The following is a 25,195-nucleotide window of genomic DNA, read 5'->3' as shown; positions in this document are numbered from 1 at the left end:
ATATAGTTAAAATTGAGAAAAGATGATACTACATTAAAAAAAAGTAGTATCTTGCGCCCGAATTTTTATGCTAACAAGTGTTTTTACTATGAAAAGAAATTTATTAAAAGTACCTGTTTATATGGCCTTAGCAGGATTGTTGCTCGCAGGTTGTGGCAAGAAGACTGATAAGAACACATCGAGTGCGACAGGTTGGAAAATCAACGCAAAAGAAGGTGGTTTTCAATACAATACAGATTTTAAAGACCAAGAGACAGGTCCTGGTCTTGTGCTCATTGAGGGAGGTACCTTCACTATGGGTCAGGTGGAAGACGACATAATGCACGACTGGAATAACACACCTACCCAACAACACGTACAGTCTTTTTATATGGACGAAACAGAGGTAACCAACAAGATGTATATGGAATACCTCGATTGGTTAAAACGTGTGTTCCCACCAGATGAAGAGCAATATAGAAATATATATATAGGTGCCCTTCCTGATACCTTAGTATGGAGAAGCCCTCTAAGTGCTAATGAAGCAATGGTTAGCAATTACTTGCGTCACCCTGCTTATGCTGAGTATCCTGTAGTAGGAGTAAACTGGGTACAAGCAGTACAGTTTAGTTCTTGGCGTACTGACCGTGTGAACGAGGCAATCTTGGAACGTGATGGTTATCTTGCAAAAGATGCTCGTTACCAAGTAGATGCTACTAGCACATTTAGTACCGATACTTACCTAAACGCCCCATCACAAACTTACGGAGGTAAGATAGCTGGTGAAATGGGAGGTAAGAAAACCAATAAAGAAGGAGAAGCAACTTATGCTAAACAAACTAGCGGTATTTTATTGCCTGAGTATCGTTTGCCTTCTGAAGTAGAGTGGGAATATGCTGCCAAATCTTTGGGTGGTATTCGTGAATATAACTCATTGCAAGGTAGAAAGAAATACCCTTGGGATAGCCAATACACTCGTTCTACCAAACGTAGAACTCGTGGAGACCTCTTAGCTAACTTTAAACAAGGTAAAGGTGACTACGGCGGATTGGCAGGTTGGTCAGATGATAAAGGTGATATTACTGTAGCAGTTAAAACTTACCCACCTAATGACTTTGGTTTATATGATATGGCAGGTAACGTAGCCGAGTGGGTAGCCGATGTTTATCGTCCTATTGTTGATGATGAAATAACAGATTTCAACTATTATCGCGGTAACGTGTATATGAAACACGCTATTGGTGAAGACGGAAAACAAATAGTAGTAACTCCTGAGAATGTGAAGTATGATACTTTGATGAACGGTAAAATTATCGCTCGTAATTTGCCAGGTAACCTTGCTACTGTTCCTATCGACTCAAACGAAACCTACTTGCGTTATAACTTTACACACTCCGATAACCGCAGTTATCACGATGGTGATAAATCATCTACACGCAACTATCGCAACCAAAATGACTTGATGGCAGAAGGTTCAGAGTATACAAACTCAATGTACAATGCTCCTCGTCCTAAAAGACCAGGTAGCGATATCAGCGGTAAGGGCTATGATACTTCTAACGACCGTACTTCACTTATCGACGACGAAGTACGCGTATACAAAGGAGGTTCTTGGAGAGACCGTGCTTATTGGCTTGACCCAGCACAACGTCGTTTCTTACCTCAGTACATCGCTACTGATTATATAGGGTTCCGCAACGCTATGAGCCGTGTAGGTTCAAAAGCCAAAAAGAACCATAAAACTCCTAAAGGATAAAAACCATAAAATATTTCATAGGCAAAGAGTCTTCTTGAACTTTTCAAGAGGGCTCTTTTCTTTTTTTACAGAAAGTAAGAGAAACAATTTGTTTAACTCAAAAAAACGCTGTAGTTTTGCATTATAAAAGAACTAATAGTTTATGATAGAAGAGCTTTATCAAAGATATAAAACTTCAGCGGGCGTAAGTACTGATACCCGCAATATAACACCTAATAGTATTTACTTTGCCTTAAAAGGAGCTTCGTTTAACGGCAACACCTTTGCTCAAGAAGCTCTTGCCAAAGGAGCCTGCTATGCAGTAATTGATGACCCTGCTTATCACATCGCCGATAAAACACTTTTGGTAGACGATGTCCTCACTACACTCCAACAGCTCGCTACTTATCACCGCAGGAAGCTAAAAACACTCGTTATTGGTATTACCGGTAGCAATGGGAAAACCACCACAAAGGAGCTTATCAAGTCGGTATTATTACAACAACTGAACATAGTAGCTACACAAGGCAACCTAAACAACAATATAGGAGTACCTCTCACTTTGCTCACAATTAAACCAGAAACGGATATTGCTATTGTGGAGATGGGTGCCAATCACCCAGGTGAAATTGCCTTCCTATGTTCTATTGCTGAACCCGACTACGGCTATATTACCAGTATTGGTAAAGCGCATTTAGAAGGCTTTGGTTCTTTTGAAGGCGTCATAAAAACCAAAGGAGAGCTCTATGATTACCTCAAAGCACACCATAAAACCATTATTGCCAATGCCGATAATCCTATCACCGAAGCACTTTTGGAAAACTATAACAATGTGTACAGTTTTGGAGTAGGCGAAGGGGTAAACGTCTCTGTGCAATGTCTCAGCACTCAACCCGTGAAAATACAGTTTGCTGACTCGTCCCTACAAACCACCACAGAAGGATTCCCTGCCAATATAGAGGGCTTTACTGATACTCCCACTGTCGCAACTTCTCATCTGGTAGGAAGCTATAACTTCACTAATATTGCTGCTTCGGTAGCTTTTGGGCGTTACTTCAAACTCTCTACAAAGGCTATTCAGAAGGGCATAGAGAGCTATATTCCTCAAAACAATCGCAGTCAGCTATTGCAATGGGGTAGTAATACTGTTTTGCTCGACGCCTATAACGCCAATCCCAGCAGTATGACTGCTGCTATCGACAATCTTCTTTCTATGAATAGCTTCCCTAATAAAGTGCTTATTCTCGGCGATATGTTTGAGCTTGGCGATTACGCTACTCAGGAGCATCAAAGCATTGTCGATAAACTCAAAGAGCACCAATGGGCAGAGGTCTACCTCATCGGAAAGAATTTTAAAAAAACTAAAGCGCCTTATCCGCAGTATGAAACCTTTGAGGAATTTCAAGAAGTCTTTAAGAATCTTTCTTTTCAAGACAGCCTAATACTCATCAAGGGTTCAAGAGGAATGGCTTTAGAAAGACTTATAGCCAACTCTTAAAGAGCATTAAAAAACAGCGGAGGGCTGTCGGCATTGCCGACAGCCCTCCGCTTATCCTCTGATAACTACTGATTGTGTTTCTTCACATAATCAATAATTCTTTCTGTAAGATTGATATGGTCAGTACCCCGTACACCGTGTGCGTGCATCGGGTAGATAAATAACTCTATAAAGTCGTTTTTCTTGATAGACTCACGTGTAATACTCATCAGGTGCTGAGGCACTACTACATCGTCTACACTGCCGTGAATAAATAGTAGTGGGCGCTTCAAATTCGTGAGGTATTTGCCCACTCGGCTATTCTCATAACCCTCTGGGTTTTCTTGTGGGGTGTCCATATAGCGCTCGCCATACATCACTTCGTAATACTTCCAATCGGTTACAGCCCCTCCTGCCACAGCAGTTCTGAATGTTTCAGGGTGACGAGTGAGCAAGCTCGAAGCCATAAATCCTCCAAAACTCCATCCGTGTACTGCTATCCTATTGCCATCTACATAAGGCAGACTCTTCAAATAATCCACCCCTTTAAGCTGGTCTTTTACCTCTATTTCTCCCAAACGACGGTGGATTACGCTCTCAAAAGCAAAACCTCTGTTTTCACTACCGCGGTTGTCTAAGGTAAACACAATATACTGTTCGTTTTCTACAAAAGCGTGTAACCACAAGTAAGTATCTGCTAACCATTCGTTTTTCACCTGTTGGGCGTGTGGTCCTCCATATACATAAATCAGCACAGGGTACTTTTTGTTAGGGTCAAAAGTCTTAGGTTTGTGCAATTTACCGTAAAGAGGCGTACCGTCTTCGGCTTTCAGCGTTACAAACTCAGTGGTGCCTACCGCAATACCTTCCAGCGGATTCTTAGCCGTAAGCAAACGCTGTCTACTGCCTTTATCCGTACTTACAAGGTCTATATTTTGTGGAACGCTGATACTGCTATAGCTATCCAAAAGATATTTCCCGTCACTGCTCAACTGTACGTTATGAGTTCCTGCTTCGGGAGTAAGAGCAGTCACCTTTTTAGGGTTTTTAAGCTCTATCTTAAAGCAATGTTGCTCACGTGGGTCAGCACCTGTACCGGTGATAAATACGTATTTCCCTTGTGCATCGAAGCCTAAAATATCTTGCACTACCCAACGGAAATTGCTGACTTGCTTAATGAGCTTGCCGTTCACATTGTAATGGTATACATTTGTAAAACCATCGCGCTCGCTTAGCCATAAAAACTCATTTGCGTTGTTCGGTAAGAACACAGCAGGCTTTTCGGGCTCTACCCATTTAGCATTGCGTTCTTCAAAAATTGTATTTACCTTTTTACCCGTACGTGCGTCGTAACGGTTTAAGGCAAAGTGGTTCTGCGCTCTGTTTATTTCAGCCAAAAGGATATATCGCTCATCAGGGCTCCAAGCCAAATTCGTGAGAAAGTGCTCATCGGTAGTGTTGATGTCTAAATAAGAAACCTTCCCGCTTTGGAAATCGTAAATCCCTACTGCTGCCTGCTCGCTCGGCTGACCTGCCATCGGATATTTAATCGCTTTTAAGGTAGCAGGAGTAGTGGTAATATCCACCAAAGGGTAATCAGCCACCTTGCTTTCGTCTTTCTGATAGAAAGCTAAATAATTGCCCTTAGGCGAAAAGAATATGCCTTTATTAATGCCAAATTCGTTGCGGTGAATCGATTTACCCGCTACAATATTCGCATCAGTAAAAGCAGTAACCGCTTGTTTTTCTTTCTTTTCAGTAGCCAAATACAAATTATTATCTAAGGTATATGCCACCGATTTTGTAAGAGGATTGTATTCAGCGTTTTCAGCCCCTTTGGGTAGCGTGATACTACTGAGCACATTCTTGCGCTCGTAATTGTAACGGTAATAAGTATTATCCACTTTTAAAACCATTTCCTCTTTACCGATATAGGTGATAGGAGGTAACGAACCGCTGCTTCGCAAGTAGCTTTGCAACCACTCAAACCCCATTGTGAGCTCACTGCCAATAGTGCCCACTTTTTCACCTTTGGGGTTGAAAATCTCATACGTATCACCTTTGCTGTACAGATATAGGTCAGTGCCCTCAATCCACTGCAAATTATCCAAAGTTTCAGGAGAGAGCAAGCGGTATCCCATTTCAGAAGAAGGGTCTTGTACCGCGTGAAAAACCGCTTCGGCAACCGTCAGTTTACGGTCTTGAGCTAACGCCGAAAGCGTAATAAAAGCTACGAATAGCGAAGTAATAACTCTTTTCATAATTCAGTTTTACCAATGTAATGAATTGTTTTTACAGCGCAAAAATAAAACATTCTCTTCAAATAGCCAAAGCCTTCACCACTTATTTTTACCCTTTTTCTCGAAAAAAATCCCTATAAATTTGGTCAATTCATTTTTAAATACTACTTTTGCACCGTCTTAATTAAAAACAGACAGGTCTCATAGCTCAGCTGGTTAGAGCATCTGACTCATAATCAGAGGGTCGTTGGTTCGAGCCCAACTGGGACCACCCTCAAAACAAAAGCACTTACAAACATTTGTAAGTGCTTTTCTATTATACCCCAACTTCGGTTTAACTATATTTCCCATCAACCCACACCTCCCTTTTCCATCATACTCTCCCCCTATTACCTATGCCCTAAGACCCCACACTACCCTATTTACTAATTTTCAAATTTCCTAATTTAACTGCCCGTGTGGCTCGCACCACCCCATTTTCTCATTTCCCAATTTGCTAATTCTCTAATTATCCCTTCTCCTTTCCGTCACCACATTCCCCCTTTGGAGGTAGCCAGCGACAGCTGGGTATGTGTCTCGCGAGAGCGGAGTATGTGATAAGGGGGAGGTTTCTTTTGATTTTCCGTCACACTCCCTCCTAGTGCCTATGCCCTAAGGCCTAGTGCCTCTTCCTTTTTCTTTCGCCTCGAAACCCTGTTTTTACCGTTTTTAGCCTTGTTGTATCACACTATTAATCAATTATTTATATACCCTTTCTATACCAATCGTCCAAGATTCGTATAAGCTTCCTATAAGCTCTCTATAAGCTAACCCCACCCTCCTTACACCCTTTTTTCACCAAAATCTCTCCCTCCCCTCTTCCGAATCCCTCCGTTTCCTTCCGAATTCTCCTAACAGTCCCAACACATCGCTTTTTCATCTCAAACTTTGGCAAAGTTTTAAACTTTGCCAAAGTTGAATAAACTGACAATACCTCCGCTTGTGCTTTTCTTGTAGCTCGCACCCCATTTGCTAATTTCCTAATTTCCTCATTCTCTAATTTTCCGCTCATCGCTTTTGCGTCGCAATTCCTAGTGCCTAAGGCCTATGACCTAATACCTTTTTTCCACTATTTATTATTATTCAAAATAATTTTCTTACCTTTGCACCCAAGTTTTCATTACATTAATGTTAACCTATCTATCAATTAAGTTGCCCATCGGTACACATCACAATTGTCAATTGAAAGACTATCCGTGTAATTAGTGCGAGACTTTTAAAACAGCAAAGTTGTTCATTTGCTTGATTCTTTTAAAGATTGGTAAGATTTCTGTAGCCTAAGCTACACTTTTCTTACATCGAACTCACGTTAAAAACAAGCATTTTACAAAGCATTACCTTGATTTTGCTTAATCCCTGAGGCACAGCCTCACCTGTTCACATCAAACCTTTTTGTCTAATTTATAAAACAACCTGTTGTCGTGCTACGACTTACAACCAATAAGATGAAAAAAAAGATTCTATCCATCATTGCCCTGCTCCTTATAGTAATAGCAGGTTATTTCGTATGGCGAAAATACATCGCCCCCACCCGTATCGCGTTGGTGAACTTCATCAGCTATCAGGCGTCCAATATCGCCCTTTCTAATTCCGATAAGTTTATCAAAATCGAAGAAGTCCCCCTCGACCAACTCGATAAACTCAAAAACTACGACTTCGTCCTCGTATGGGCAATGGGACTCAAAATTAGCGACGAACAGCGCAATCAGCTCATCGATGCTGCTAACCGCGTGCCTTTTCACAGTTTCGCCGTTACCAATCCCAATAACGATATCAGTAGCCTCAACGAAACCGAACTCAAACACGTAGGCGACTATCTGATGAGTGGCAATAAGGCAAACTACCAAAACCTCGTTCGTTATGTCCGCAAATATATCGATAAGAAATGGTTTGCTACCGAACCCGCACCTCCTATCGAACGCAAAGAAAACGTCTATTTTCATTTAGACGACGAGCGTTCTTTCAGCTCTCTTAAAGAATATCAAGAGTATATTCAGAAGAATAATTTCTATAAAGAAGGTGCTCCTCGCATCGCCATAGTAGCAGGCTTACACGAGCCTTTTGGCGGAAATAAAGAACACCTCAATGGGGTAATACACGCCTTGCAGAAACAGGGTATGAACGTCTATCCTTTCACCGCTCAAGAAAAACGCATCGACTTCCTTACCGAAATCAATCCCGATGCCATTGTCTATTTTCCTCACGGGCAAATGATGATGGGGCAACCCGAACTGTTTATCAATTGGGCTAAGGAGCACAACGTACCCCTCTTCACGGGATTATCGGTCTTAGCAATGAAAGACGATTGGGAAAAAGACCCTATGGGTATGTCGGGCGGCTTTATGGGGCAAACCATTGTAATGCCGGAGTTAGACGGAGCGCTCTATCCTTATGTAGTGATTGCCCAAGAACAAAACAAACAAGGTTATTACTTCCTCAATACTATCGAGAACCGCGCCCGTAAGTTCGCCAAAATCATTCATAACTTCACCGATTTAAAACGTAAACCTAATGCCGACAAGAAGTTGGCGATTGTTTACTTCAAAGGTGTGGGGCTTACACCTGCTGCCGCTCAAGGGTTGGAGGTCGAACCTTCACTATTCCGCTTTTTACATCAACTCAAAAACGAAGGTTATAACGTAGGAACGCTCCCCGCTACACAAGCCGAATTCAACCAGCTACTGCTCACACACGCGAATACTTATAGAGCCAATGCCAAAGGCGATATCGAAAAGTTCATCAGTATAGGTGCACCTGCTTTGGTAGAAGCTCACGAATTAGATGCTTGGCTCAAAAAAACTTTACCCGAAGAACTCTATAAACAAGTAATCGAAAAGAACGGCGCTGTACCGGGCACTTACCTCAATACTTCTAAGGACGGTAAAAATTATCTGGCGGTAGCCCAACTCACTTTCGGTAATATCACCATTCTGCCTCAACCTCCTGCCGCTATTAGTACTGATGATGATTTTAAAGTGTTGCACGGCGTAAAAGAAATCCCTCCTTATGCCTATATGGGGGCATATCTTTGGATACAAAACGGCTTAAAAGCCGATGCGCTCATTCACTTCGGTACGCACGGCTCATTGGAGTTCACCCCTAATAAACAAGTAGCCCTCTCCGATTACGATTGGGCAGATATCTGTGTGGGTACCGTACCACATTTCTACTATTATACTATCGGAAATATAGGCGAAGCAATGATGGCAAAACGCCGTTCGTACGGCAGTATTGTGTCTTATCTTACCCCTGCTTTCACCGAAAGCGATATGCGCAATACCTTCAATAATTTAGAGAACACCATTCTTTCTTATCAGAAAGCAAAGAACCCTATCGATAAACAAACCATTGGGTTACATATCAAAAAGTTAGCCGTAACAATGGGCTTACATCGTGATTTGCGTTTGGATAGTATCCTCTCCAAACCGTATACCGAAGCCGAAATCGACCGTCTTGCTAACTTCGCCGAAGAGATTGCCACCGAAAAGATTAATGGCGAATACTACGTAATGGGAGTCCCTTATACTCCTGATAAAATTAATTCTACCGTCTTGGCTATGAGTGCCGACCCTATTGCGTACAGTTTGGCTACCTTAGATAAGTACCACGGTAAAGTTACCGAAGCCGACCTTAAACACAAAGCCTTTTTCACAACTCATTATCTAAACCCTGCTAAGAGCTTAGTAAACCAAATACTCGCAGGCAAACCAGTTACTACTGAACTGATTTGCAACTATGCTCATATCTCTGCTGACGATTTGCAAAAAGCCAAAGTTACAATGGCTAAAGAAGAAGGAAGTGGTATGCCTTATTTCTTACAACAGCAGATGAAAAAACAAGCTACGGTTTCAGCAACCACTACTGCTACTCACACAACAGCCACTGCTTCGGCTACTGCTAAGAAACCTGATGCCGTAGGTCGTCCTACCAAAATCAAATCTCCAGCAAAAAAAGAAGACCGCAAGCCTCTTACTAAGGAAGAGCTGGCTGCTCTCAACGCTCAAAAGGCTAAGATTGATTATGCACGTGCCTTGGTAGATATCGAAAGAACCATTACCAATGTAGCGCTCTATAAAGACGCCTTGCAAAACAGTCCGCGTTTAGAAGAAAAGGCTTTCTTCAATGCTCTAAATGGTGGTTACACCCCTCCTTCCTCAGGAGGTGATGCAGTAGCCAATCCTAAAGGCGTACCTACCGGTCATAACCTCTATGGGGTGAATGCCGAAAGTACACCGTCTAAACTCGCGTGGGATAGAGGCGTAGCTTTAGCCCAAAATGTAATTAGTGAATACCAAACCAAACACCACGAATATCCCAAGAAGATAGCCTATACCTTTTGGAGTTCCGAATTTATAGAAACCGAAGGTGTATCTATCGCCCAAGCCTTGTATATGTTAGGTGTTGAACCCGTATGGGATAGCTTTGGTCGTGTAGGAGATGTGCGCGTCATTCCTTCTGAAGAGTTGGGTCGCCCTCGTATCGATGTAGTGATTCAAACCTCAGGTCAGTTCCGCGATTTAGCAGCTTCTCGTTTGTTCTTGCTTACCAAAGCCATTCAAATGGTATCAGCTCTTCCTGAGGAAGCATATGCCAATGAAGTGAGTGCAGGTAGTGTAGATATCGAAAAACAATTGGTAGAAGCCGGAGTATCGCCCAAAGAAGCCCGCGAACTTTCTACCGAACGTATCTTTGGTGGCTTGCAAGGTCGTTATGATACAGGCACTAAGGAGTTGATTAATTCCGGCGATAAGTGGGAAACTCAAAAGGATATCGCTGAGGTTTATATGCATAATATGGGCGCTTTCTACGGCAGTAAAGACAATTGGAGCAAGTTCCAAGAAGGTATGTTCCGCGCTGCTATCAAGAACGCCGATGTGCTCATTCAGCCTCGCCAAAACAACACTTGGGGAGCGCTTAGCCTCGACCACGTTTACGAGTTTATGGGGGGTATGAATGCTGCTATCAAAGAAGTAAACGGCAAAGACCCCGATGCCTACCTCGCCGATTATCGCAACCATAAGAATATGCACGTGCAAGAACTCAAAGAAGCCGTAGGGGTCGAAGCACGCAGTACAATATTCAATCCTAAATACATCAAAGAAATGATGAAGGGTAAGGCTTCAAGTGCCGGGCAAATAGCCGAAATCGTTACTAATATGCACGGTTGGGAAGCTACTCGCCCCGAACTCATCGACGATGCTATGTGGAATGAGGTATACAACACTTATATAGAAGATAAACACCACCTGGGCATCACCGATTTTATAAAGAAAGAAAACGTAGCAGCCTTGCAAGAGGTAACTGCTGTAATGCTCGAAGCTACCCGCAAAGGTATGTGGAAAGCCTCCGATGCCCAAATCAGCAAACTTGCCGATATCCATACCGACCTCACCAAGCAATTCGGTGTAAGCTCTTCTCATTTCTCTTCCGAAAATAAGAAGTTGCAGGATTATATCAGCAAAAAGGCTTCACCTGCCAATGCCCAAGCGTATCAGCAACAGCTCGCTCAATCACACCAAGGCAGTGAGGCACAAGCCAATACCCAAGATGCTAAAGTCCTCAAAAAAGAAGAAACCACTGCCGGAAGTCCTCAAGAAAAAGTATCACTCAGCGCCCTTTGGATAGGCGGAATAGTGCTCCTCGCTTTCGTCGGTCTCATCATCTTTATTCGCAAAAGAAGAAGATAATTTAAAGTTACAGCAAATAAGAAAGGCTACCCAATAGGGTAGCCTTTCTATTTTTAATTTCATCATAAATTTAATAACTCCTCCACGTACTCCCTACTGTTCGAGAGTCGAGGTACTTTGTTTTGCCCACCAAGCTTATCCTTGTGTTTGAGCCAGTCGTGAAAAAGCCCCGTCCGAGCCTTGTGCACTTTGGGCATATTCAGCGTCATATTGTTGTAGCGTTTAGCTTCGTAATCCGAGTTAAGTTTTTGCAGTTCGCGGTCTAATATCTCGGTAAATTGCTCCAAACTCTCAGGAGGGGCATCAAACTCTATTACCCATTCGTGCCCTCCTTTCAGCTTGTCTTGCATAAATATAGGCGCAACCGTGTAGTCTATCAAGTGACTATTAGTCTGCTCACAAGTCTTTTCTAAGGCGCGCTCCGCATTCTCTACGATGAGCTCTTCTCCAAATACATTAATAAAGTGCTTGGTACGACCCGTAATCTTAATCCGATAAGGCACTACCGAAGTAAACCTTACCGTATCTCCTATCATATAGCGCCACAAACCGGCATTGGTAGTAATCACCATCGCATAGTTCTTCCCTATTTCCACCTCACTCAGCGGAATTGCTTTTTGTCCTGCAGTACCAAAAGTCTCCATCGGTATAAACTCATAGAAAATCCCGTAGTCGAGCATTAGCAACATCTCGTCCGAATTGTTTCGGTCTTGAATTGCAAAGAACCCTTCGGAGGCGTTGTATATTTCGTAATAACGAAAACTATCCGAAGGAATAATATGCTTATACTGCTCGCGATACGGTATAAAGCTCACCCCTCCGTGAAAGTATACTTCTAAGTTTGGCCACAACTCCAAAAGATGTTCCTTTTGGGTTTCTTCTAAAATCCGATTTAAAAGCACTAACATCCACGAAGGAACCCCCGCAATACTAGTCACATTCTCTGTTTTCGCCTCTTTGACAATCGCTTGTAACTTACTCTCCCATTCACTCATCAGCGATACTTTGTTGCTGGGGGTACAACTCCATTCTGCCCAAAAAGGCAGGTTTTCAATCAAAATCGCCGATAAATCCCCAAAATAAGTACCGTTTTGTTCATACAGTTGCTTGCTCCCTCCCAGTCGCAAACTCTTGCCCTTAAACAGATTCGAATCCTCGTTGTTATTTAGGTATAAGCACAGCATATCCTTCCCCGATTTGTAATGGCACAGTTGCAGTGCCTCCTCACTTACCGGAATAAACTTGCTCTTAGCGTTAGTAGTCCCACTGCTCTTGGCAAACCATTTTATCGGCGTATGCCAAAACACATTCCGCTCCCCTCGTCTTGCCCTTTCTACGTAAGGCTCAAAGGCTTCATAAGAAACTAATGGTGTATTTCTACTGAATTGCTCATAGTTTTTCACCTCAGCAAAGTTATATAGTTTGCCGAGTTCAGTGTCTTTGGCAGCATCGAGAAGCTCCAAAAGCACACGTTCTTGCACCTTATGTGGGTGCTCTACGAACTCTTGTATTTGGTCAATACGGCGTTTTAAAAACCACGAAGTAATAGAATTGAATAAAGCTAATGGCATATCCTGTATAACAAATTACAAGTGACAAAAGTAATAATTATTTCTGAACTAACAAGAAACTACTATTACAATTAAGTTACAAAAGTAACTTTTCTCCGCCGGTTTGTTGTCTTTCTGCAAGTTAAACATCTTATTCTTTTCAATAATCAGCAAGCAACCCTCCCCTAAGCGCTATCTCTTCTACGATACTCAACTTAAAGCAATCACTGTACCGAACTGTTTCTTTCCTCCCTATTGTCATATCTTTTTATGGTTTTTAGTATAAACCTATTTCAGGATATGACATATGACATTTACCTCTTATCTCTTACCTCCTTTGCATTTCTACCAAACTTCTTCTTAAAGGCAGTCGAAAAATGCGATATATAATCATATCCACAGGTGAGAGCGATTTCACTTATACTCTTATCGGTGTGAAGGAGCAGTTGTTGTGCCAACTCCATTTTATAGTCGTATAGATAACCAAAAACAGTAGTGCCAAAAACCTCTTTAAAACCATAACACAACTTCTTTTCGTTCACACCTACGGCACGTGCCAGTTCAGTTATCGAAGGCGTAACGTCCAACTGAGCCGTAAGGCGGTCGCGCACTTCGTACATCTTCCGCACGTCGGTTTGGGTTTTGCAGTATTGGTATACTTGTAGCTGCTGCTGTTCGTATTGATGTAATTGTAACAAAAAAAGTTCCTGCACTTTTAGGTCGGCATAAGGTCGTGCTGCCTTGCCCAAAAGAGAAGCGTGTTGCAGTTGGTCAAGGGCAGTTTGCATAGCAAAGTCAGTAGGAAGTGATTGTTCAGGCGAAAGAATAAAGTTACCACCCCGCTCATAGCGCTGGTACCACGCCATAAAAGTTTCGGGGTATTGAGTAGCTATTTGCGCAAATTGCTCAGCACTGATAGCAACCGTAATCACTTCTATAATATCATCTTTATGCAACAAGTCTTTGCCCAAGCATTCTTCTTTACCAAAAAAGATATTGTGAGTCCCCGCCTTACTGATACAATCTCGCCCGTCTACCTGCACCGTCATACTTTTGTGGGTTCGGGTTACAAAATAAAGACGCACTGAGGGGATATCCATACGTCCCACAAAAGTCACTTCTTCTTTCATTTGTGCTTGCCATCGGTAGTAAGTATGATTGCCTAAGGTTTGTTGTTCCAATTGGAATATCCCCATTTGTTCATTCACTCTTTCGTAATAATTTTGTACCTCTTCTTCGTTAGTTGCCAAAGGTAATGTTATTTCGTTTATCATATTCATCAGTCGTTTATCAAGTTCATAAGCCGTTTGCCGTCAGCACCACTAGCTGGCTACGAACAACTAATCACTTTATTTGCTATTCAGATGTAAAACTTTGCTAAGGAAATTAAACAATCGTGCTTCCTTTTGCTGTATTTTTGCGCTCTGAAATCTGTTGTTTAGAACAAAAGTAAATAACATATTTCAAACCACCAAATATTTTAGTCTTTAGTTTTTTAGTCGTTAGCAGTTAGGAAGCGATTAAATACTGATTATTAGGTAATTCAACTTTGCCAAAGTTTGAAACGCAAAAACCGATATCTATGTTAAACAAAACTTTTCTTTTACTACTACTCTTCAGTCTTTCTATATCAGCTCAAAACACTGCCGAACTCATTGGTACGGTTACCGATAAAGTAACTCACCAACCTTTAATAGGTGCCGATGTTTACATCAAAGAACTAAACAAAGGTGTGAGCACCGATGCACGCGGTCAATACCGATTGGCTCACTTGCCCGAAGGGAATTATACCGTGTGGTTTAGTTTCCTCGGTTATCAAACTTTTGGAAAGAAAATCAGTGTGAAAGGACAGATGCGTTCAGATGTATCGCTGAAAGAACAAGCCGAAGAAATAAGCGGAGTAACTGTTTCGGGCAAAAGTATCGCTCACCAAAAGAAAGAGCAGAGTATGCCCGTAACGGTAATTGATATGAGTAACCTGCGAGGTACGGTAAGCAGTGTGCAGGACATTCTTCTAAAAACCGTAGGTATCACTTTGCGTTCTTCAGGAGGGGTAGGCAGTAGTTCACGTATCTCAGTAAGAGGGTTAGAAGGAAAACGCATAGGCTTTTTTATAGACGAATTGCCCTTAGGTGAGCAGACAGATTATATCGATATCAATGATATCCCGATAGATATGATTGACCGTATTGAGATTTACAAAGGAGTCGTACCAGCACGCTTCGGGGGCTCATCGCTTGGAGGAGCTATCAATATCGTTATTCGCGAATACCCGGATAAATATGCCGACCTCAGTTATGGATATGAAAGTTACAACACCCATAAGGCACAAGGGGTATTCAAACGCAACCTCAAACAGCGCGGATTAGTATTCGGTATCGGTGGGGGCTATACTTCATCGGATAATAACTACACTTTCGATTCTCCTTTTCAAGAAGGATTGCGCATCACCCGCAACCACGATAAGTACCGCAAGCTCATCATTGGCGGGAGCTTCAAAGCAAAGAAATGGTGGTTCGACGAAGTAGAGTTAGAACCCGTGTTCGTCAAAACCTATAAGGAAATTCAAGGTATCGAATACGATATACGAGAAGCCCATAGTCAGTCGCTAATGACGGGGCTTTCTAACAAACTCGAGAAAGATAATTTCCTTACAGAAGGCTTAAACCTCGATATGTTCAACGGATTGGTACTTACCAAAATGAACTTTATCGACAAAGCCACCCGTCGCTATGAGTGGGACGGTAGCTCCTACCCTACCCCTTCGCGTTATGGCGGTGAGGCAGGTTATAACTACCCATCAGACTCTGACGATAAAAAGCTCACTTTTATTAATAAAACCAATTTGGAGTACATTCTTACTGAACGCCATTCGCTGAATATCAACAGTGTGTTTTCTATGGCAAACGGTACGCCCAAAGACGACTTAAAGACCCTGAGTCTGGGTAAGCAAGTGAATTTCGATTCGCAAATGCGCAGTTGGATAAGCGGACTTACATACGACTTCCGTACGCTTAACGACGTGTTTTTAAACTCGCTCACAGTACGCCATTATATGTATACTATGCACACCCAAATGGCGCCACTCTTCGTACCCGGTAAGTACGATGTAGACGTAAGCAAAAGCGATTTTGGGGTGAATAATGCGATGCGTTACCGCTTCCTGCCTTCGCTAATGGGAAAACTCTCTGCTGGTTATGAGGTGCGCATTCCTTCGGAAACGGAGCTCTTAGGCGATGGTATAGCTGTAATCCCCAGTCCTGATTTATTGCCAGAGCGTAACCTCAGCGCTAACCTCGGTTTGCTGTTCGACCTTACAGGCAAGCACCCTACCAATGCTCAGATAGAAATGAACTTCTTCTATATGTATTTGCAAGATATGATACGTTATACTGCCGGACTCATAGGGGCACAATACCAAAACTTTGGAGAGATGCGTACTCTTGGGGTAGAGTTTGAAGCCAAAGCCGATGTATTGCCTTCGCTTTATCTATACGGCAACACTACTTATCAAGACCTGCGCGATACACGTGCTTACGAGCCAGAAAGCACCGTGCCTAACCCTACTAAAAACAAACGTATGCCTAATATACCATACTTAATGGCAAATGCAGGCTTAGAATTCCATCGCGAGAACCTCTTTGGCGGTACGGGGCAAAACACACGCCTTTTTGCCGATATCGCTTTCGTAGAAGAATACTATTACGATTTTGAAATGACGCAATTGCAGAAACGCCGCATTCCGCGCAGTACGACCATTGATATAGGTTTTGAGCACAGTTTCTTGAATAATAAAGTATTTCTCTCAGGGAAAGTGCGGAATATAACGAATGAAAAGACCTTATCAGAATTTAACCGCCCATTAATGGGAATCAATGGAGGGGTGAAGCTAAGAGTAATATTCTAACTCCCTCTCGTCCGAACTAAAAATATACTTTAACTATACTTTCAGTGGCTCTACAGTGGCTCTACAGTGGCTCTACAGTGGCTCTACAGTGGGTCTACAATAAATTAAAAGCGAATCTAAAGCGAATTTAAAGCGTAGGACGAAAATTTTATAAACCAATTCTGATTGGCTGGCTATAAAAAGTGAAGCAAAAGATGAAAAACAATTATATATGAAAAAAAGATTTATTTTAGGCTTAATAGCCTCACTTATTACTTTTTCCGGTGATATGCTATTGGGGTACATTCAGGTAGAAAACCCTGAAAAATCACTGATGAACTTCTCACTTACCTTACCCCTATCGCGCATTATGTGGGGAGGATTCTTAGGTGTGATAGGTATCCCTCTGCAGAGCATAGGGTATTGGCAAATTTACAAGTTGATGAAAGAAGGTAGTGAAACGCTCTCAAAGCTTTACAAAGTAGGTATCTGGGGGTGGCTGGTAATGGCAGCTTGTGGGGTGCACCTTAATTGTGCTGTGGTGATGCTTATCTACAAACAGCTTTACCCCACCGATGCAACCTTAGCTCACAATATAGCTACTACCTTTTCTAACAATGTATTAGTGCCTTGCTATTACATTTTTATCGTCTTTTTTCTACTGATGAACATCTCACAGTTCATAGCTTTTGTAAGGAAAAAGACTGTTTATCCTCGCATAGCAGCCCTTTTCAATATGTTTATAGGTATTGGCATCATTCATCTTATAGCCTATTTGTTGCCAGATTCGGCTATTAAAAACGGATTGAATGTATCGGCTATCAGCTTGGGTAATACCCTGATGTTTATAGGGTTGCTTCTTTTTAAAGGTCAGACGAGTCTAACAACTAATAATAATAACTAAAAACTAATTTTATGTATTCAAAAGTATTTTTAACAGCGTGCTCATTAGCATTGCTATTGGTCTCTTGCAAAAAAGACGACAACAACAAACCAGCTCCTGTGCCTCCCAGCACGGTAGAGTACAACGGTAATTTCTTATTAGAAACTTCGGTGAAAAATCCCGATGGGATGAGTGGTAGTTCTTACCTTCAAATCATCCATAAAATGGCAGGAGGTATCGCTGTTGATAACTCTAAAGCTGAACAAATAGAGTTTGGTTCTTCGGTACAAGTAGAAGGCAACAACGTCTACCTTTTCGACACTATGAAAGGCGTAGGTGGTATCACTCAATATACTTATGACCCTGCTACTCAAAAACTTACTAAAGGAGCTACTCTTGCAGGAATTTCTAACTCAATGGTAGGTCATCTCGAAAAAGTAAGTGCTACGAAAGCCTATGTACCTATGTACACACAAGGCGTGGTGTGGATTATCAACCCACAGACAATGCAAAAAACAGGTGAAATCAATCTCGCCCAATACGCTCACGGCGACAGTAGTCCTGAGCCTGCTATGGGTATTATTCGCGATGGCAAGTATTACCTATGTCTTAACCAAATCAACCCTGGAGCAGGTTGGCAACCTTACGCCGACTACCAACAGTGTGATGTGGCTATCATCGACCCTCAAACTGATGTGGTAGAGAAAGTAGTTTCCGAAACCACTACCAAACTCACTTTCCCCACTCGCCCTATGGCACAATGTAAAGGAATGCTCTTTACCAATGAAGCAGGTGACCTTTATATAGCTACCGCAGGTTATTTTGGATATTCCAAAGACAATACTAAATGCGGTTTCCTCTGTATTCCCAAAGGCAAGACTGAATTCGACAGTAGCAAATCGTGGGATATCTCTACTACTCCTATTGCAGGCGCTAAATACAAGCCTTACAAGCCTGCTAGCGTGTATAACTGCCAGTATATAGGCAATGGTAAAGCTGTAGCTTATGTGGGTATCGTGGAACTGGGTGGCGCAAACCCCTATACTGCTAAAAACGCTATGGCAGTACTCATAAATTTCAACAACAAATCTATCAGCCAGATAAGGGGCGTTCCGCTTACAGACGGACATAGTATTCTCATCACCAAACTGAAAGATAGAGTGCTATTTGGTGCTTTCGGTACTGATAAAAGAGGCTTATTCAGTTTCAACCCTGCTACTGAAACTGTAGAACAAGTGCTTAGCACTACTGGAAATCCCGCTTTCTTTCACGAGTTCTAATTCTCAAAATCAGACCTGTCGAACGAGTTGAACAGGTCTGATTCTAACCTCTAACACCTATGAACAAAATACCCGAAACAATGCTCATTACTTTATGGGCAAAAGCTACTGAAAATAAAGAACCTCAACCGTTGTTACGCGATGAGAAGGCTGCTGAGATTATAAACAAAATAGACTATGATTTTAGCCGGTTCAAGAAAGCTAAATTCTCCCAAGCAGGCGTGTGTGTGCGCGCTCACCTGATAGACGAAGAAACACGTGCTTTTATAGATCAACACCCCGATGCAGTAATAATACAATTGGGTACGGGTCTCGATGCTCGTTATGAGCGTTTGGGTTGTCCGAAACTTACCCATTGGTATGACCTCGATTTGCCTGAGGTGATTGCTATCCGGCGTCAGTTTTTTGAGGAGAGCGAAAGACGTAGTTTTTTAGAAATGTCTCTCTTTGATACCGAATGGATAGAGAAAGTAAAAGCTCACCGCAAGCCGATACTCATTATTGTTGAGGGGGTACTGATGTATTTCCCTCCGTTTGAGGTAAAAGATTTTATGATACATCTCTGTGAAGCATTTACTGAGGCTATTATTCTCTTCGATATGCTCGCTTATGCCTTAGTAGGACACGCTAAGAACCACGATACACTAAAAGCAATGGATAAAGACAGGCGCCCTGAATTTCAATGGAGCGAAAAGTATAGCGAGGCGATGGAGCAGTGGCACCCTAAGTTGCACGTGGCGAAAGAGTATTTTATGAGTAAGTACGACCAAGGGCGCTACCCATTTATCTTCCGTATGCTATATAAGATTCCGTATTTTTATAGGCGATTTAACCAGAGAGTGGTGAGATTAGAGATAAGGTAAATAACATAATAAATATTTGATATATAACGTTTTAAATAATATATAGAAAATAAAAGTAGTAAAAAAATTAGGAGATTAAATAATTATTATTACTTTTGTGCTTTCAAAACAGAAATTTTAGTTATATACCTTATTTAATAAATATAAATGAGAACAATACAATTTAGAGAAGCCGTTTGCGAAGCGATGAGTGAAGAAATGCGTCGCGACGAGTCTATTTATTTGATGGGTGAAGAGGTAGCCGAATACAATGGCGCTTACAAAGCCTCTAAAGGAATGCTCGATGAATTTGGGCCTAAACGTATTATTGATACCCCTATCGCTGAAGGTGGTTTTGCAGGTATCTCAGTAGGAGCTGCTATGAATGGTAACCGTCCTATTGTAGAGTTTATGACCTTCAACTTTTCATTAGTAGCGATTGACCAAATCATTAACAACGCGGCTAAAATGCGCCAAATGTCAGGAGGTCAGTTTAATATTCCTATCGTTTTTCGTGGTCCTACCGCTTCTGCTGGTCAGTTGGCGGCTACCCACTCTCAAGCTTTTGAGAACTGGTATGCTAACTGCCCTGGATTGAAAGTAGTAGTTCCTTCTACGCCTTACGATGCAAAAGGACTCTTGAAGTCGGCTATCCGTGATAACGACCCTGTTATCTTTATGGAATCTGAACAAATGTACGGCGATAAAGGTGAAGTGCCAGAAGAAGAATACACTATTCCATTAGGCGTTGCCGATATCAAGCGTGCGGGTACTGATGTAACTATCGTTTCTTTCGGTAAAATTATTAAAGAAGCGCATAAAGCTGCTGATATTTTAGCCAAAGAAGGTATTGAGTGTGAAATCATCGACTTGCGTACTGTACGTCCGCTTGACTTTGACACGGTATTCGCATCGGTTAAGAAAACTAATCGCTTAGTGATTTTGGAAGAAGCGTGGCCTTTTGCCAGTGTATCTTCTGAAATTACTTATCAAGTACAAGAGCACATCTTCGATTATCTTGATGCGCCTGTACAACGCATTACTACCACTGATACGCCAGCACCATTCTCTTCAGAGCTTTTGAAAGAGTTTTTGCCAAATGCTGACGACGTAGTAAAAGCGGTAAAAAAAGTACTTTATAAATAAGAATTTGCTATCATTTTTATTTTTTTAAAAGTTATATTTTATTTTTTAGTCTTCACGATTTTTCCTCATCGTGAAGACTTTTTTTCGTTTAAGAGCGTTAATCTTTTGTTAAACTTTTGATAGGAAAGCAAAAGAATAAAAGTTATGCTTGTAACACAAATTAACGTCTTCATTGTTTATGAACTATTAAAATGATGCTAAATAAGCTCATTATAAGGGCGTTGTTTTAACATATTATTGATTTCTGAAAGAAAAGAAAAAGATACAGAGGTGGTTTATATAACTTGTAAGGATTAAGAATTTTTCAGTATCTTTGTGCGAAATTAGGAGGGGAATTATATATGCCATTAGAGAGCACCATAAAAGTAGATAAAAAAACCACCTTGTACATTTGGGAGGTAAGGGAGGAGCTTGCTGTGTTGGAAGAAGAAACTCCTCTTACTCCTGAACAAAAGGAGAGTTACAATGCTATTAGCAATGAGAGGGCTAAAAAGAACTTTTTAGCTACGCGTTTATTGCTAACTCAGTTAGGACACGCCCCCAATTCTTTGCATTACAATGCTTACGGGAAGCCTTTTTTAAAGGGAAAAGATTTTATTTCGATTAGTCATTCGTTTGATAAAGTTGTGGTGATGATAAGTAATAAACCTGTGGGGGTGGATATTGAGAAGAAACGAGAGAAAATATTGCGTATTGCACATAAATTCACTCAATGGAATTATCGCTCAGCGAATTACTCGATTCACAACATCATTCAGAAACTTACAATGACGTGGTGTGCCAAAGAAGTAGGTTTTAAAATTCACAACAAACCTACACTTACCTTAAACGATGTGAGGGTAAAAGACTTTTTTCCTAATGACAAGGAGACGGATATTAAGATAGGAAACACTATGTATAAGGTCTTTTTTGTTTTGATAGAAGATTTTGTTTTAGGATATTGCAAAGCCAATAAATAAACATTTTGGTTATACACAGGAACAAATGGTAGATTTTGTAGTTGTACAAAGTTTGCCATTTGTTTTTTTATGTTAATGAATGTGAGTTGGATGTAATTCTCAGAAATTAGAAAAATGAGAAAATGAGAAAATTAGGAAATGAGAAAATGGGGTGTGAGGTTGAGTTTAGAGGAATGAGGCTGTGCCTCAGAAATTAAACAAATTTTAAACAAAATCAAGGCTACGCCTTGTAAACCAGCGGAGGTATTGTCAGTTTATTCAACTTTGGCAAAGGTGCGAGCCACACGGGCAGTCGTAGCACGACAGGCGATTAACTTTGCCAAAGTGTGCACCTCAAAAACGATAGGTTGGGGTTATTAGGAAGATTCGGAAGATATCGGAGAAGAACGGAAGAGAGCTGAGAGAAGTTTTGGTGAAAAAAGGGTGTAAGATGGGTGGGGTTAGCTTATAGAGAGCTTATAGGAAGCTTATACGAATCTTGGACGATTGGTATAGGAAGGGTATATAAGTGGTTGATTAATAGTATTATATAACAAGGCTAAAAATGGTAAAAAGAGGGTTTCGAGGCGAAAGAAAAGGGAATCCTCACCCCGATCACATACTCTCCTATTCGGAGACTTCTCCCAAGGAGAGGGGGAATGTGGAGACGGAAAGGAGAGGGGATAATTAGAGAATTAGGAAATTTGGAAATGAGAAAATATGGTAGTGTGAGGTCTTAGGCGGTAGGCAATAGGGGGGAGTGTGACGGAAAATCGAAAGAAACCTCCCCCTTACACATACTCCGCTCTCGCGGACTTCCTCAATGAGGGGGAATGTAGTGACGGGAATGACGGAGATAATGTGGGGAAAATATCTTTCTATACACACTCTCGGCTATTGATAGTCACATACTCGGCTAATGTTATTTTAAGAGGTTTTTAGGGAATTTTTGGAGATTGCCTCTTTGAGTATGGGGAGGGCACTTTTTTCAATCAGCTTAGAAGCGGTGAGGAGGGTGATTACTTTGTGAGGTTTAAGCATCTCTAAGAAAGATGCAAAAGCGGGGTTTTCCAAGAGTTCTTGGGTATAATCTGCTTTGAAATCTTCGAATTTGCCGTCTTGATGATAGCGTTTGCGCAAAGCTGTGGAGGGAGCTACCTCTTTCGCCCAAAAATCTAAATGAAGTGCTTCTTTTTTAATGCCACGAGGCCAAAGCCTATCGGCTAAGATACGAAAGCCGTCCTCAGGGCTTTCTGCTTCGTATACGCGTTTTAATTGTATTTTCATAGTAACAAGACCATTGCAAAAAATATACCAATTAGGATTTAATGATTAGTGATTAATGTTTAATAGTTAATGATTAAGAAGCGGAGAAGGGCTGGTTGTAAGCAGTAGGAGTATTGTAAGTGGTATGCTTTAAGGATTAAAACCTGCCCTTAATCCCTAAGGCTTTGGCTTTACTAAGCGCAGCTTTGGCTTCTGCCTCACGTCCAAGTTCGTTGTAGAGCAAATACAAATCGTAATAGATTTGGGCGTTTTTGGGTTCGTACTTCAAGGCTTCGTTTAAGAAGCTTTCTGCCTTGTCGTTTTGGGCTTTGCCACTGTAAAGAACGGCGAGGTTTAGGCGAATGTAGTTCAGCTGTTTGTCTTTCAGCAGAGCGCGCTCGTAGAAACGAATGGCGTTATCGGTATCGTTTATCTTCACAAAATAGTCGCCTGCCGTAGCGCTTCCTAATGGAAAATCGGACTGTGAAAGCACAAACTCCTTATACTCTTGGTGTGCTTGTTCAAATCGGTTATAGACCCTGCAAGCCTCTAATCCTTTTTGGGTGAGCAAGGCATTAGCCGCGAGCATACGCACCGCCTTCACCTTATCGGTAAGTAAGGGCAACAAATCATTTTCATAGAGATTCAGAGGATATTCGCTAATAGCGACCACGGCACGATAACGCGTTTGTGGGTCGGGATTGTGGAGTTCTTTTTTAATAAGCGCAAAGCTCTTTTCAGAAGGGTGATTGCCCAGATAGTGAATGGCTCCCGCACGCACAATGGCGGGGGTTGTTTTGTCTTCTAACAGACTACTGAGTGCGGTGATATTTCCTTTACTTCCTTTAATAAGATTTTCGGCGAAATGCGGTTTGCGCTGTTTGCCGTACCACTTGGTAACAGCTTCGGCTGCCCACCCAGCGGTTTTATCGGTATGACAAGCATTGCAAGCGTTGGGTGTACCGTACTGAGCAGACAAATCGGGGCGAGGGACGTAGAAATTGTGGTCGTGGCGCACATCGTTGCCCATATAAGTGCGGGTAGGCATATGGCACACACGGCAATCGGTTTCGGCTGGGTTGCCCTTATGGAAAGTGTGTACCTGAGAAGCGTACTTAGGCGCGTGACACTGCAAACACACTTTGCTACCTTCGGCTTTCAGCTTGCCTGTGTGAGGCGAATGGCAAGAGGTACAGCGCACGTTTTGGTGATACATTTTGCTTTGCAAGAAAGACGAATATTTATAGTTTTCACCTAACACTTGTCCGTCGGGAAAATAAAGGTCGGTTACGGGCACTTCGGGCAGATATTCGTCCATTACCTCTGTTACCATAGCGTGGTGCTGGGTTACCTCTCCCCTACGCGTATGGCAAGGCATACAGGCATTGAGTTCTTGGGTTTGCGAGGAAAGGACAAACGTGCGAGTTTTGCCCTTACTCTCGGCGTGCGTTTTAGCCCCTCCGTGGCAGGACTCACAACTTACGGTGAGTTCGCTATAAGTAGTGTGATAGGAGTCGGTATAAGGGTTGAGGTTTTTTTGCAGGTTGGTGCTATGGCAAGAGGCGCACATCAGGTTCCAATTCTGTCCTGCTTGCGTCCAATGCAGGTAATCATCGGGGGGAATTACCTCACCTGCGTATTGGTGAAACCACTTGTTTTGGCGGCTATCCCACGACTGACGGAAGACTTGCTTTTTGCCGTTAGGAAAATCGGTAATATATTGTTGTAGGGGGTAATAACCAAAGGTATACAATACCTCATAGTCTTTGTAAGAGCCATCTTCGCTTTGTGTATGAATAAAAAATTTGCCATCGCGCTTGAAGAAACGAGAAGTGATGCCATCGGCGGTATAGGTAGCGTTATTGAAATTGCCGAGTACGGTGCTATCGTTAGCGATTTGCATTGCCTTGTAATGGTCGGAGAGCGTCCATTCATTATACTCTTTTAGGTGACACTGCTTGCAGGAAGCCGAACCTATGTAGTCCTGAGGAGTTTCTTTATTAATATCATCTACGGAGGTATACGTCTCCTGATTAGTAGTTTTGAAGAATAGAAAGACAATGCCCGCAAGGCATAATAGAACAGCAAGAGCTATCAATAGTTTTTTCGACATAAAGAAACATTTAGGCGGTTTTCTTACAGCGGGGCAAAGGTACAAAAACAATATTTAATATACAACGGATAAGACGGTTAAAAATCCTAATAAAAGAGCCCTAAAACATTAAAAATTAACAAATGTAATTACTT

Annotated in this window: 14 protein-coding genes and 1 tRNA gene; 10 read left to right on the top strand and 5 right to left on the bottom strand. The window is 41.9% G+C overall.

Going from position 1 to position 25,195, the window contains the following annotated elements:
- The first annotated feature begins 67 nt into the window (after positions 1 to 67).
- Positions 68 to 1,735: a gliding motility lipoprotein GldJ gene (gldJ, locus tag C3V44_RS08675; protein WP_009420001.1), complete on the top strand. Its 1,668-nt coding sequence runs from the start codon at positions 68 to 70 to the stop codon at positions 1,733 to 1,735.
- Positions 1,736 to 1,877: 142 nt separating this feature from the next.
- The gene (murF, locus tag C3V44_RS08670; protein ID WP_106096191.1) at positions 1,878 to 3,212 is read left to right on the top strand and encodes a UDP-N-acetylmuramoyl-tripeptide--D-alanyl-D-alanine ligase; all 1,335 of its coding nucleotides are present in this window, start codon (positions 1,878 to 1,880) and stop codon (positions 3,210 to 3,212) included.
- Positions 3,213 to 3,277: 65 nt separating this feature from the next.
- Here the strand turns inward: murF and C3V44_RS08665 are convergent, their stop codons facing one another.
- The gene (locus C3V44_RS08665; RefSeq protein WP_106096190.1) at positions 3,278 to 5,452 is read right to left on the bottom strand and encodes a DPP IV N-terminal domain-containing protein; all 2,175 of its coding nucleotides are present in this window, start codon (positions 5,450 to 5,452) and stop codon (positions 3,278 to 3,280) included.
- A gap of 176 nt (positions 5,453 to 5,628) precedes the next feature.
- On the opposite strand from C3V44_RS08665, the gene C3V44_RS08660 reads away from it, so the two are divergent.
- Positions 5,629 to 5,702 (top strand) — tRNA-Ile (locus C3V44_RS08660).
- 1,213 nt (positions 5,703 to 6,915) lie between these two features.
- Entirely contained in the window at positions 6,916 to 11,157 is a 4,242-nt protein-coding gene (locus C3V44_RS08650) for a cobaltochelatase subunit CobN (RefSeq protein WP_106096189.1), read from the top strand.
- Positions 11,158 to 11,219: 62 nt separating this feature from the next.
- On the opposite strand, the gene C3V44_RS08645 is transcribed toward C3V44_RS08650, so the two are convergent.
- Positions 11,220 to 12,728 (bottom strand): GH3 auxin-responsive promoter family protein, encoded by a 1,509-nt coding sequence (locus C3V44_RS08645; protein WP_106096188.1) that lies wholly within the window; start codon positions 12,726 to 12,728, stop codon positions 11,220 to 11,222.
- A 293-nt stretch (positions 12,729 to 13,021) separates the two neighbouring features.
- Positions 13,022 to 13,987, bottom strand: a complete 966-nt coding sequence (locus tag C3V44_RS08635; protein WP_106096187.1) for an AraC family transcriptional regulator — start codon at positions 13,985 to 13,987, stop codon at positions 13,022 to 13,024.
- 302 nt (positions 13,988 to 14,289) lie between these two features.
- Between C3V44_RS08635 and C3V44_RS08630 the strand changes: the two genes are divergently transcribed.
- The 6 genes from C3V44_RS08630 (at position 14,290) to C3V44_RS08605 (ending at position 21,703) form a co-directional block, all read left to right on the top strand.
- Entirely contained in the window at positions 14,290 to 16,614 is a 2,325-nt protein-coding gene (locus tag C3V44_RS08630; RefSeq protein ID WP_106096186.1) for a TonB-dependent receptor, read from the top strand.
- A 211-nt stretch (positions 16,615 to 16,825) separates the two neighbouring features.
- On the top strand, positions 16,826 to 17,497 hold the full coding sequence (locus C3V44_RS08625) for a DUF6796 family protein (RefSeq protein ID WP_106096185.1): 672 nt from the start codon (positions 16,826 to 16,828) through the stop codon (positions 17,495 to 17,497).
- Between the two features lie 11 nt (positions 17,498 to 17,508).
- On the top strand, positions 17,509 to 18,756 hold the full coding sequence (locus C3V44_RS08620) for a hypothetical protein (protein WP_106096184.1): 1,248 nt from the start codon (positions 17,509 to 17,511) through the stop codon (positions 18,754 to 18,756).
- A gap of 59 nt (positions 18,757 to 18,815) precedes the next feature.
- Positions 18,816 to 19,619: a class I SAM-dependent methyltransferase gene (locus tag C3V44_RS08615; RefSeq protein ID WP_106096183.1), complete on the top strand. Its 804-nt coding sequence runs from the start codon at positions 18,816 to 18,818 to the stop codon at positions 19,617 to 19,619.
- A gap of 147 nt (positions 19,620 to 19,766) precedes the next feature.
- Entirely contained in the window at positions 19,767 to 20,744 is a 978-nt protein-coding gene (locus C3V44_RS08610) for a pyruvate dehydrogenase complex E1 component subunit beta (RefSeq protein ID WP_009418524.1), read from the top strand.
- A 341-nt stretch (positions 20,745 to 21,085) separates the two neighbouring features.
- Positions 21,086 to 21,703, top strand: coding sequence for a 4'-phosphopantetheinyl transferase family protein (locus C3V44_RS08605; RefSeq protein WP_009418518.1), 618 nt, complete (start codon positions 21,086 to 21,088; stop codon positions 21,701 to 21,703).
- Positions 21,704 to 22,609: 906 nt separating this feature from the next.
- Here the strand turns inward: C3V44_RS08605 and C3V44_RS08595 are convergent.
- Both C3V44_RS08595 and C3V44_RS08590 read right to left on the bottom strand, forming a co-directional pair.
- Positions 22,610 to 22,969 (bottom strand): DUF488 domain-containing protein, encoded by a 360-nt coding sequence (locus C3V44_RS08595; RefSeq protein WP_106096182.1) that lies wholly within the window; start codon positions 22,967 to 22,969, stop codon positions 22,610 to 22,612.
- 136 nt (positions 22,970 to 23,105) lie between these two features.
- A complete protein-coding gene (locus C3V44_RS08590) occupies positions 23,106 to 25,061 on the bottom strand; it encodes a multiheme c-type cytochrome (RefSeq protein WP_106096181.1) in 1,956 nt (651 codons plus the stop codon).
- Positions 25,062 to 25,195 lie beyond the last annotated feature (134 nt).

It is taken from the genome of Capnocytophaga sp. oral taxon 864, from assembly GCF_002998835.1.
Classification (GTDB): domain Bacteria; phylum Bacteroidota; class Bacteroidia; order Flavobacteriales; family Flavobacteriaceae; genus Capnocytophaga; species Capnocytophaga ochracea.
Note: the sequence above shows the minus strand (reverse complement) of the source record. Positions and strands in the feature narration are given on the sequence as shown.